A 10,019-nucleotide genomic window follows, 5' to 3' on the forward strand; every position below is an offset into this window, starting at 1 on the left:
TTTCAAGCCCCAGCTACAAAACGTGAAGGCTTAAAGCCCTCAGTCTATGAAAACATAATCTTAATAGGTGCTGACGAGACGCCTATACTTAAACTTATTGGCACTTCAAGTGTTAAAGGTATAGAGCACTCTTGGCTAACTGACAGCTTAGCTGCCCCAAAGAAAAACGCACAGCTAGAGATTTCTGACTTTGACGATCAGATCAAATCAAGTGTGCAAAAGACTTCAAATGCAGTGCAAATTTTTACTTCAAACGTTAGTGTTTCAAGAAGTATGCAAGCAGTGGCTACTTACGGCGGTAAAGAGTTAGAGCGTGAGACAGCTAAAAGAGCAAAAGAACATAAGCTAGATATGGAGTATGCTATTTTTGGTCTTGGTCGTGATGCTGATGTTAAAAAGAGTGTGTTTAAAGCACCAACTGTTAGAACTGACGCAACAGCGGGTGAAATGGCAGGCTTATTTTACTTCTTGGCTAAAGGTGCGGAGTCGTATACTGCTAAAGATGCTAAAAGAGAAATATATAATATAATTGTTGTAAAGCTAAACGAAGATATTTTTAAAATAACAGCAAAAAAATTAGAAATAAAAAGAATTTTATAATGATGCAGCAATTTCTAGCAAAATAGCAAAACTATTATTTCATGATATATAGGTTTATATATGCATTAAACTACTAGCCTACCTTTATAAAATTCTCTTGGTTTTTAAAGAACGGTTTTAGTGCCTCGTAGGCTGCTTGGATCTTTTTAAATTTAGCGTTATACTCGTTTTTGATGCTTTCACTCTTGTTTGAGTGTCTGTCTGGGTGATAAATTTTAGCAAGGGCTAGGTAGCTATCTCTTACGGTTTCGAAGCTGTCTTTATTTGAGCAGCCTAAAATTTCAAAATTTTCTTCTAGTAAATTTGCCAAAGCGCTGAAACGACTTTTAAATTTGGCCGAGTTTTGGATCTTGTAATTTCTCTTAAACTCTTGAAATTTGACTTCATTGTAGTTAAAATTTACTATAAATTTTAGATGCTCGCGTCTTGAAATGATCTCTTCGATCAAGCCAAAGTCACTTTTTTTTATTTTTAGGCTAAATTTATGATTTTTCTCATCAAATTTAGACTCATTGCCTTTGAAATTTTGCAAAATGTAGCTAGCAAAAGCTCTTGGAGTGTTGTTTAGCGTAAAGATCATCTCATCGTTAAGAAAGTCGATGTCGATGTTGTAGATGTTTGTTAGAGCATTTCTTTGCACTAAAGATAGTTTTATAGTTTTGTATTTTGCAAAAGTCACATCAAGCTCGTTGCCCTGTTTTTCATAGAGTTTTTTTATAAATTTTAAAAAGCATTTTCGCTGTGGAATCTCGCTCTCTTCGTAAAAAGAGATAATCTTGTCTTTGTTTGCTAGGGTTTTTGTGAAATTTTTACTTATCAGTGCGCGAAGCTCGCAAAAAAGAGCGTCGCTATCGGTTAAAATGCTTAAAGATTCTAAAGTTTGGGTTATATTCATGGGTTTCTCCATTCAAAATATCCCTATTTAAAGCAACTAGCGTTCCAAAGTTAAATTTTTCTGATATTGCTATCTTTTGTATATGTCAAAAACTCATCTCTTAGTTTTTGTTCTTTGTGTAAGATCGCCTCCTCTTTTGTGTGAGAAGCGACCTCTTTTTGGGGCTTTTTTGCCACGCCTTGCTCTTTTGTAAGCTCTTTTTTGATCTCTTTTAGACTATCGAAAAAATCGTTCATTTTTGCTCCTTTTGCTCAAAGGATTTTACTAAAAAGGTTATAAATTTAAAATGAATACAATCTCTTTTTAAGGAAAGTTTAGTTAATATCACAACTTAATTTTTCATGTGCGCTCGTAGCTCAGCTGGATAGAGCATTTGATTGCGGTTCAAAAGGTCAGAGATTCGAATTCTCTCGGGCGCACCATCCTTTTCTCCCCAAATTTTATTTTCAGACCACTTTTGAGATTAGTTAAATTTATAAAAAACTCTATTTAGATATAGCCCTTCAGCAGGCGCTGGTATGCGAGTTAAAGCAGGACGTCCATTTAGCGAAGCTTTGATGAGCTCGCTGCCGTCTTTTTGCTTTAGCGCTTTTAGTAAATTTGCAACCATGAGGCGCACTTGGCCGCGCAAAAAGCCATTTGCCTTAAAAACGATGATAGTTTGCTCTTTGTATGCGTAGCAAAATGCTTTGTAAATTTCGCGCACTGGGCTTTTTGTGTCGCTCCCAGTTTTCATATATGCGCTAAAATCATGCTCGCCGATAAAATTACGCAAAATTTCATTTGCCTTTTTGATATCAAATTTAGGCAAAAACACCTTGTAGTTTGAGCTAAAAACATCAAATTTACCGTGATCTATCACATATCTATAAGACCTTGCGACCGCGTCAAATCTTGCTTGAAAGCTATCATCCACCAAATTTATGCGTTTTATGTGTATGCTTGGGTGTGCGTGGCGGTTTATAAGATCTTTTAGGCGATTTAAATCTTTAAAGTGATCGCCGCAAACGACGCTTGAGCTTTGGTTGTTTGCGTGCACGCTTTTATCGGTGCGCGAGCTAGAGATAACTCTTTTGAAAATGCCAACGTGAGCTAGGGCGCGCGCAAGCTCATCCTCTACGCCGTTTTCGTGCGGCTGGGTCTGTGAGCCTTGAAATTTCGAGCCATCGTAGCTGTAGATTAGCTGAATTTTCATCAGTATCTTCGTGTGATCTTGGCTTTATAAAGCAAGACACCAGCTAGTAAAAATACGAAAAATATGAGCGGTATCGCAAGCGCTGGCTTTGATGAAAAGAGCATTATGAGCGTAAAATATCCAAACAAAACGCCAAAAGTGCCCACATAGACCATGCCCTTTTCGTATCTATATGTGACGATGCCAAGACTGATCGCAAAGAGCGTGCTAGCAAGCGGGAAAAGAGCCACTAGGACGTAGGTGCTAAGGTCTTTTCGGCGTTTATCGCTGCTAGCTGCATCCAACCAGTACTCTTTGATGCTGCCAACGTCGCTTATCTCCTCGCTTTGGGCGGTTCTTATCTTCATTGATTTGAAGTTGCTTTGGTGATAAATTTCATCTCTGATGTCATACATTTTGCCCTCGTTTAAAGAGAGTTCTACGCTTTGACCCACGTTTATGATCTTTGCGTTTTTGGCGGTTATTAGGCGCTGTGAGTCTTTGACAAAGGGGTTAAACATCACGATATCTTTGTAGGTTGTGCCATTTTTGTCTTCGCTTTCGCTGCCCACATAGACCATCCAGTCGGAGAATTTTTGTCCAAACTGGGTCGGCTTTAAATTTAGCTTTGCAACCGTCTTTTTGTAGTCGATGAAATTTGCATTTAGCTGGGCGGCTATTGGTATCATGACGATGGCAACTACCAGCAAGGCAGCGCTTAAAAGGGCTGAAAAAGCTAAGAAAAATCTTGCGATCTTATTTGGCGAGCCACCAAGTGTGAAGATAACGATGCTTTCATTCTCTTTTGATAGCCGAAAAAGCGTCATCGCAAGCGAGACGAAAAACGCGATAGGCACAACAAAGAGCAGTACGCGTGGGAGCATAAATGAGTAGAGTTTGAAGAGCTCACCAAAGCTGATCTCGATGTATGAGGTGATACGCGCGATCTGGATGAAAAATACGATCGACATGATCAAAAAAAGCGTACTAAATAGCGATGCAAACGTGCCTAAAAAGTTAAACAAAAGATATTTATTTACTCTACTCATAAATGAACCTTAAAATTTCTAAAATTTGCCCGTCAAAAGCGTAGGTGACAAGCAGTCCCAGGCTTAAAAATGGCACAAAGGCTAGCTCATAGCCTTTTTTACGAACGATCGCATAGACTGGAAGCGTAAGAAGTGCAGCTAGATAGATCGCCACAAGGGCTAGCTTGGCTGGTAAAATGGCTCCGATGATCGCTGCGATAAATATGTCAGCACTGCCCATGGCTTCGCGCTTCATCGCATAGCTCACGACAAATCTCAGCGCCCAAAATATAAAGCCAAAAAGAATTAAATTTAAAATTTGAGCAAAATTTCCTTTAAAGATAAAAAGTAGCAAGGCGTAGGCAAATGCAAAAAATAGCGCCGCAAAAAGAAGAGGATCTGGCACGGCTTTATACCTTATGTCTATGACACTAAGGGCTAGTAGCATGATAAAGCAAAGCCCTAAAAATAGCGCATAAAGCAGAGTTTCTACGCTTAAAATTTCGCCGCACTCTTTAAAAAAACAGATCAGAAAAAGTAGCCCAGAGGCTAGCTCAACCAGCGGATAGACAAGGCTTATCTTTTGCTTGCAAAAGGCGCATTTGCCGCCTAAAAATAGCCATGAAAAAAGCGGGATATTGTGATAAAAATTTAGCTTGTGAGAGCATTTTGGACAGTGCGAGGCTGGGAAATTTATACTTTCATTTCGTGGCAAGCGGTAGATTAGCACATTTGAAAATGACCCCACGCAGATGCCAAAAACAAAAGCAAAAACGGCAAAAAAGATGACCAAAATATCCATTATCTCACTAAACCCCGCCAAATCTTCGCTCTATATCTTTAAATTTAGTAACGATCCCCATAAGCTCATCCTTGCTAAAGTCAGGCCAAAGTGTCGGCGTGAAAAATAGCTCCGCGTAGCTTGCCTGCCAGAGCATGAAATTTGAAAGCCTGCTCTCGCCGCCAGTTCTAATGAGAAGATCCACCGGCTCACTCTCATCAAGTGCCGCATTTAGGCTCGCTTCATTTATCTCGTAGCCTTTTAAATTTAGTTTTCGCACAGCTCTTATGATCTCATCTTTTGAGCCGTAGTTTATTGCTAAATTTAAAAGCAAATTTGTATTTTCCCTTGTCGCATCTTTGGTGATCTCTATCTCATTTTTTAGCTCGTCACTAAACGGCGAGATGTTGCCGATCGTGTTAAATTTGATCCCATTTTTTATAAAATCATTACGCTTTAAAAGAAGAAATTTCTTAAGCAAATTCATCAAAAAATCAACCTCTTTTTGCGGTCTTTTCCAGTTTTCGGTGCTAAATGCGTAAAGGCTTAAAATTTTCACCCCATTATCGATACAAAATTCGCACATATCGCTCACCACATTTGCTCCTGTCTCGTGCCCATTTGTCCGCAAAAATCCACGCTTTTTCGCCCAGCGTCCGTTGCCGTCCATGATGATAGCGAGGTGGTTAAGTTTGTTCAATATCTAGCCTTTAAAGTCAATTATCTGCTCTTTTTTGCTCCAAAGAGCGCTTACGTTTTGCACCATAACTGCGGCGCTGAATTCGCTTTTTAGCAAGCTTGCGACGTTGCTAAATGGAGTTGCGATCTCATATAAATTTTCATCTTTAAATTTAAAAATAAGTGGCGCAAAATTTGAAAAAACAAGAAAAACTCTCATCTCATTTGCCTCTTTTTTAAGCTGGAAAATGCCGTTTGTACCGCTATACGCAAATGGTATATGCACGACATTTTCTTGCAGAGCAAAGAGCATTTTTGCTAGCACTCTCATCTCATCTTTTGTTTTAACTTCGCTTAAGTTTTTAAATAAATAGCTGTAAAGCCACGATAAATTCTCATTTTTTACTAAATTTTCTATCAAATTTAGCCCATCAGCCAAAACGTCCTCATCTAAAATTTTTGGTTTTTCGTATAAATTTTTTATGACGATGTTTTCGCCCTGACTATGCACCTCGCCCCAGTATCTAGAGCCCACGTTTAGCTCTTTTACGCTTTTTGTGTTTAAATTTCTATTTGCGAAATTTAAGATATATCTGTTAAAGCCGACCTTTTGGCTCACCAAAATACTAAGCGGCAAGGATGAATTTATCGCTACTAGCGGAGCTTGGCTATTTTTTGCAATCTTTTGGACGCATGAGATCTGCTCTATCATAAATTTGCTGCTAGCTCCACGATGCGCCATGCGATCTCATCTTTTGAGGCAAGCGGTAGTAAAATCTCGTTATTTTTTGTGATGAAATTTACCTCGTTTTGCTCGCTTGCAAAGCCATTTTTCTCGCCCAAGATATTTAGACAAACTGCATCAAGCCCTTTTTTCTCTAGCATTGATCTAGCGCTTTTTAGAGCACTTTCGTTTGAGATTTCAAGCTTAAAGCCGATCTTTTTACATTTAAGCTCTTTTAAGCTTTGCAAAATATCGACATTTCTCTTTAGGCTTAAATTTAAGCTCTCTTTAACGTCCTCTTTTTTTATCTTGCCATCTATCTTTGTCGGTACAAAATCGCTCACCGCAGCGCACATTACAAGTAAATTTGCCTCCTCGCACTCGCTCTTGCAAAGCTCTAAAAGCTCGCTACTTGAGCTAAATTTAAGACACTCAAATGGTTCGCTACTAGTTTCAAAGCTAGCAAGCAGTTTTACCTCTGCACCTGCGTAGTAAAAGGCTCTAGCCAAGGCTCTTGCCATCTTTCCGCTTGAGAAATTTGTAATGGCTCTAACATCATCTATCTTTTCGGCTGTTGCGCCACCAGTTATCACCACTTTTTTGCCTGCAAAAAGTGGCCTGCTAAGCCTTTTAATGGCAGCTTCTACTATCACTTCAGGACTTGCTAAAGCACCCTTGCCAATGTCACCACAAGCTAGAGTTTTAAGCACTGGCTCAACCACTAAAGCGCCGTTTTTATTTAAAATTTCAAGTGAATTTTGTGTCGCAAAATGCTCGATCATATTGTTATTTGCAGCTGGGGCAACGACTAAAGGCACGTGTGAGGCAGCGATTAGCGTTTGCATAAAGACATTGTCGCAGATGCCAGCTGTTAGCTTATTTATCGTATTTACCGATGCAGGTGCGATGAGGACTAGATCCATTTTAGAGTAGGCTATGTGATTTACGCCATCTTGCCAGTTTTGCGTTTGTGAGCTTAAAATTTTATGCTCGCTTAGCGCCTCAAAGCCGCTTACACTGCAAAATTCAAGCGCTCCGTCGCTTAAAGCCACATAAACATCTGCGCCTTGCTTTTTAAGCAGTGATAAAATTTCGAATGCCTTATAAAAGGCGATACTGCCGCAAACGGCAAGTAAAATTTTCTTATTTTTTAACATCGTCTTTGCCAAAGAATTTCTCAAAAAAGCCGCTTTTATTCTCTTGGCGACCTCTGCTGATAGCTAGAGCTCCACTCTCAACGTCTTTTGTGATGGTGCTACCAGCTGCGATGATGACGTTATCAGCGATATTTACAGGGGCAACTAGCTGTGTATCTGAGCCAACAAAGACGTTTTTGCCGATCTTGGTTTTGTATTTTGCCTTGCCGTCGTAGTTGCATGTGATCGTGCCACAACCGATGTTTGTGCCACTTTCTATCTCGCAGTCGCCAAGATAGCTCAAATGTCCAGCTTTTACGCCGCTAAGAACGCCTTTTTTAACCTCGACGAAATTTCCTATGTGCGTGTCAGAAATTTCAGAATTTGGTCTTATGTGAGCTAGCGGGCCGATGTCTGAGTTTTTGATGACGCTACTTTCGATCACTGATGAGCTTTTGATGATGCTCTCAGAGATAACGCACTCGCCAAGTATGCTTACGTTTTCTTCTAATACACACTCGCCTTCAAATTTAGCCCTGCTGTCTATGAAAATGCTCTCAGGCATGCGCATCAAAACGCCAGCTTTCATCAAATTTTGCTTGATCTCATCTTGCATGATTTTTTCAGCGATGCTTAGCTGAAATTTATCATTTATGCCCATGAAATTTTGCTCATTAACATTTACTGCAACGCACTTTAAGCCCTTTTCGTTTGCTATTTTTATGGCGTCAGTTAGGTAGTACTCTTTTTGTGCGTTTTGATTGCTTATGAGCGGTAAAATTTGCTCTAGCGCCTCGCGTTTAAAGCAGTAGCAGCCAGCATTTACGCTTTTTATGGCAAGTTGCGCTTCGCTCGCATCTTTTTGCTCGACGATGGCCTCAACTTTGCCGTTTTTTATGATAACTCTGCCGTAGCCAAAAGGATTTGCCGCTTCAAATGAGCTCATAACCACGTCTGCTTCAGCGTTTGCTAGGCGCATAAGATCAGTTGATCTAACAAGTGGCATGTCGCCGCAAGTGACAAGCACCTTTTCGCCGCTTAAATTTACGCCCTTTATCGCGCCTGCTGTGCCTGGGAAATTTGCTAGATCTTGCTCGAAAATTTTAGTTTGAGGGAAAATTTCTTTTATTTTTTTGCTAATTAACTCTTTTTCGTAGTGAAGCACGACGCTAACATCATTTGTGATCGCATAAGCTTGCTTTAAGATGTGAATGATCATCGGCTCGCCACATAGTTCAAATAGGACCTTTGGGTGTTTTGATTTCATCCTGGTACCAAGACCAGCAGCTAGGATTATGATTGAGGTATTGTTGTTCATTTTTAAGCCTTTTAACGTTAAAAATTTCGCAGATTGTAGCAAAAAATGGCAAACATTTTTTTTAATTTAACGATTGTTTCAACAAAAAGCTAATAAAATAGCAATTCTTAAGAATTTATAAATAAAGCGAGTTTAAATGGATTTAGGAACCGTCGTCGGCTGGGTTTTGACCCTCGTGCTTTTGTTTGGATCAATGGCGATAGGCGTTGGTATAGGACCATACATCGATATCCCTTCTGTGATGATCGTTTTTGGTGGTACTATCGGCGTTATGATGGTTGGCTTCAAGATGGAGACGCTTAAAGGTGTTGGTAAATTTTATGGTGTTGCTGTTAAGCCATCAGTCGTTGTAAATTTACCTGAGACTATAAAAAAAGTAGTTGATTACTCAACCAAAGCTAGGCGAGATGGCATCTTAGCACTTGAGAGCGAGGTAAATAACGAATCAAATCAGTTTTTAAAAAAAGGTCTTTCAATGGCGGTCGATGGCAATGAGCCAGATGCGATCAGAGCGCTTTTAGAGATCGATATCGATCAGACTAGCACAAGACATGCAAATAACATCAAAATTTTCGAGCAAGTTGGTGGTTTTGCGGGTGCGATGGGTATGATCGGTACGCTTATCGGTCTTGTTGCGATGCTTCTTAACATGTCAGATCCTAGTGCGATCGGTCCATCTATGGCGGTTGCTTTGCTTACGACACTTTATGGTGCGATGATAGGTAACATCATCGGCTCACCTGTTGCAAATATCCTCTCAATCCGCGATGCTGATGAGGCGCTTGAGAAGCAAGTTATTTTAGAGGGTATCATGGCGATACAAGCAGGAGATAACCCAAGAACGCTTGAGGCTAAGCTTTTAGCATTTTTACCTCCAAAAGATAGAAAAAGTCAGTTTGAATAATGGGTAAATTAATAAAACCAGAAGAGTGCCCAAAGTGTATGCCTGAGTGGCTGGCTGCCTTTGGTGACCTTATGTCGCTCCTGCTTTGCTTTTTCGTTTTGCTCCTTTCTATGGCGACAATGGATGCTAAAAAGATGGAGGCTGCTGTTGGCTCACTAGCTGGTGCGCTAAGCGTGCTAGAGGGTGGCGCAAGACCAGATAGTCAGGTAGAAAAAGAGACAGATCCTGAAAGCAGACGCACTCCAAAGCCAAAAGCTCAAAAAGGCGCTCAAAATGAGGTCACTTCGACTGTTAAAAAGATAAATGAGCTACTAACGGCTAGCGGGGCACCTGAGATCACGATGGAGGAGAGCGAGGATGGCTTTATCGTTAGGCTTCCAGCTGCGATGCTTTTTGACAAAGATAGTGCTGAAATTTCTGGCGAGGATGCGAAGCTCTTTTTAAAGCGAATAGGCATGATCATAGCCAAAATGCCAAATGAGGTAAAAACAGATATCATCGGATACACTGATAATACAAATCCAAGCAAAGACTCTATATACAAAAACAACTGGCAGCTCTCTACCGCAAGAGCGCTAAGTGTGCTTGAAGAGCTAGTTAGCGATGGCGTGCCACAAGAGAGGCTTATCACTTCTGGCAGAGCCTCTTTTGATCCGATCGCTAGCAACAGCACAGAGGAGGGCAGAGCTAAAAACAATAGAGTGGAAATTCACTTCGTCTCGCTCGAGCCAAAAAATAAAGAGGCTACTAAGAAAAGTATCCTTGATACGAGGAATTAGTC

Annotated in this window: 12 protein-coding genes and 1 tRNA gene; 4 read left to right on the forward strand and 9 right to left on the reverse strand. The window is 40.3% G+C overall.

What is annotated here, in order from left to right:
• On the forward strand, positions 1 to 600 hold a 600-nt coding region (locus HMPREF1019_RS09770; RefSeq protein WP_009293606.1), incomplete at its 5' end, for an SU10 major capsid protein.
• Positions 601 to 673: 73 nt separating this feature from the next.
• Here the strand turns inward: HMPREF1019_RS09770 and HMPREF1019_RS00045 are convergent.
• Together HMPREF1019_RS00045 and HMPREF1019_RS00050 are read right to left on the reverse strand one after the other, a co-directional pair.
• Positions 674 to 1,495 carry an adenylosuccinate lyase gene (locus HMPREF1019_RS00045; protein WP_009293607.1) on the reverse strand — a complete coding sequence of 274 codons (822 nt, stop codon included), beginning with the start codon at positions 1,493 to 1,495 and terminating at the stop codon, positions 674 to 676.
• A 50-nt stretch (positions 1,496 to 1,545) separates the two neighbouring features.
• Positions 1,546 to 1,731, reverse strand: coding sequence for a hypothetical protein (locus tag HMPREF1019_RS00050; RefSeq protein ID WP_009293610.1), 186 nt, complete (start codon positions 1,729 to 1,731; stop codon positions 1,546 to 1,548).
• 109 nt (positions 1,732 to 1,840) lie between these two features.
• Here HMPREF1019_RS00050 and HMPREF1019_RS00055 point away from each other — a divergent pair.
• Positions 1,841 to 1,917, forward strand: a tRNA-Arg gene (locus tag HMPREF1019_RS00055).
• 41 nt (positions 1,918 to 1,958) lie between these two features.
• Here the strand turns inward: HMPREF1019_RS00055 and truA are convergent.
• The 7 genes from truA to glmU are packed head-to-tail and all read right to left on the reverse strand — an operon-like array spanning position 1,959 to position 8,334.
• Positions 1,959 to 2,690 (reverse strand): tRNA pseudouridine(38-40) synthase TruA, encoded by a 732-nt coding sequence (gene truA / locus HMPREF1019_RS00060; protein WP_009293613.1) that lies wholly within the window; start codon positions 2,688 to 2,690, stop codon positions 1,959 to 1,961.
• The gene (locus HMPREF1019_RS00065) at positions 2,690 to 3,718 is read right to left on the reverse strand and encodes an LptF/LptG family permease (protein WP_009293615.1); all 1,029 of its coding nucleotides are present in this window, start codon (positions 3,716 to 3,718) and stop codon (positions 2,690 to 2,692) included. Before HMPREF1019_RS00065 ends, truA begins: the two co-directional genes overlap by 1 nt.
• Positions 3,711 to 4,499 (reverse strand): prepilin peptidase, encoded by a 789-nt coding sequence (locus HMPREF1019_RS00070; protein ID WP_034900906.1) that lies wholly within the window; start codon positions 4,497 to 4,499, stop codon positions 3,711 to 3,713. Before HMPREF1019_RS00070 ends, HMPREF1019_RS00065 begins: the two co-directional genes overlap by 8 nt.
• A 7-nt stretch (positions 4,500 to 4,506) precedes the next feature.
• A complete protein-coding gene (gene uppS, locus HMPREF1019_RS00075; RefSeq protein ID WP_009293619.1) occupies positions 4,507 to 5,178 on the reverse strand; it encodes a polyprenyl diphosphate synthase in 672 nt (223 codons plus the stop codon).
• Between the two features lie 3 nt (positions 5,179 to 5,181).
• Entirely contained in the window at positions 5,182 to 5,898 is a 717-nt protein-coding gene (locus tag HMPREF1019_RS00080; protein ID WP_187364897.1) for a hypothetical protein, read from the reverse strand.
• Entirely contained in the window at positions 5,865 to 7,037 is a 1,173-nt protein-coding gene (coaBC, locus tag HMPREF1019_RS00085; RefSeq protein ID WP_034901176.1) for a bifunctional phosphopantothenoylcysteine decarboxylase/phosphopantothenate--cysteine ligase CoaBC, read from the reverse strand. The genes HMPREF1019_RS00080 and coaBC overlap by 34 nt, the downstream gene beginning before the upstream one ends.
• Positions 7,024 to 8,334, reverse strand: coding sequence for a bifunctional UDP-N-acetylglucosamine diphosphorylase/glucosamine-1-phosphate N-acetyltransferase GlmU (gene glmU, locus HMPREF1019_RS00090; RefSeq protein WP_009293622.1), 1,311 nt, complete (start codon positions 8,332 to 8,334; stop codon positions 7,024 to 7,026). Before glmU ends, coaBC begins: the two co-directional genes overlap by 14 nt.
• A 136-nt stretch (positions 8,335 to 8,470) precedes the next feature.
• On the opposite strand from glmU, the gene HMPREF1019_RS00095 reads away from it, so the two are divergent.
• Complete coding sequence (locus HMPREF1019_RS00095; protein WP_004318159.1) at positions 8,471 to 9,238, forward strand: motility protein A; 768 nt, start codon at positions 8,471 to 8,473, stop codon at positions 9,236 to 9,238.
• Positions 9,238 to 10,017, forward strand: coding sequence for a flagellar motor protein MotB (locus HMPREF1019_RS00100; protein ID WP_009293623.1), 780 nt, complete (start codon positions 9,238 to 9,240; stop codon positions 10,015 to 10,017). The genes HMPREF1019_RS00095 and HMPREF1019_RS00100 overlap by 1 nt, the downstream gene beginning before the upstream one ends.
• Positions 10,018 to 10,019 lie beyond the last annotated feature (2 nt).

Source organism: Campylobacter sp. 10_1_50 (genome assembly GCF_000238755.1).
In the GTDB taxonomy this organism is placed as follows: domain Bacteria; phylum Campylobacterota; class Campylobacteria; order Campylobacterales; family Campylobacteraceae; genus Campylobacter_A; species Campylobacter_A concisus_R.

Bases quoted from the DNA above. Each gene is read 5' to 3' on its own strand.
- HMPREF1019_RS00045 (WP_009293607.1), bottom strand. From the start codon at position 1,495: ATGAATATAACCCAAACTTTAGAATCTTTAAGCATTTTAACCGATAGC.
- HMPREF1019_RS00050 (WP_009293610.1), bottom strand. From the start codon at position 1,731: ATGAACGATTTTTTCGATAGTCTAAAAGAGATCAAAAAAGAGCTTACA.
- truA (WP_009293613.1), bottom strand. From the start codon at position 2,690: ATGAAAATTCAGCTAATCTACAGCTACGATGGCTCGAAATTTCAAGGC.
- HMPREF1019_RS00065 (WP_009293615.1), bottom strand. From the start codon at position 3,718: ATGAGTAGAGTAAATAAATATCTTTTGTTTAACTTTTTAGGCACGTTT.
- HMPREF1019_RS00070 (WP_034900906.1), bottom strand. From the start codon at position 4,499: ATGGATATTTTGGTCATCTTTTTTGCCGTTTTTGCTTTTGTTTTTGGC.
- HMPREF1019_RS00080 (WP_187364897.1), bottom strand. From the start codon at position 5,898: ATGGCGCATCGTGGAGCTAGCAGCAAATTTATGATAGAGCAGATCTCA.
- coaBC (WP_034901176.1), bottom strand. From the start codon at position 7,037: ATGTTAAAAAATAAGAAAATTTTACTTGCCGTTTGCGGCAGTATCGCC.
- glmU (WP_009293622.1), bottom strand. From the start codon at position 8,334: ATGAACAACAATACCTCAATCATAATCCTAGCTGCTGGTCTTGGTACC.
- HMPREF1019_RS00095 (WP_004318159.1), top strand. From the start codon at position 8,471: ATGGATTTAGGAACCGTCGTCGGCTGGGTTTTGACCCTCGTGCTTTTG.
- HMPREF1019_RS00100 (WP_009293623.1), top strand. From the start codon at position 9,238: ATGGGTAAATTAATAAAACCAGAAGAGTGCCCAAAGTGTATGCCTGAG.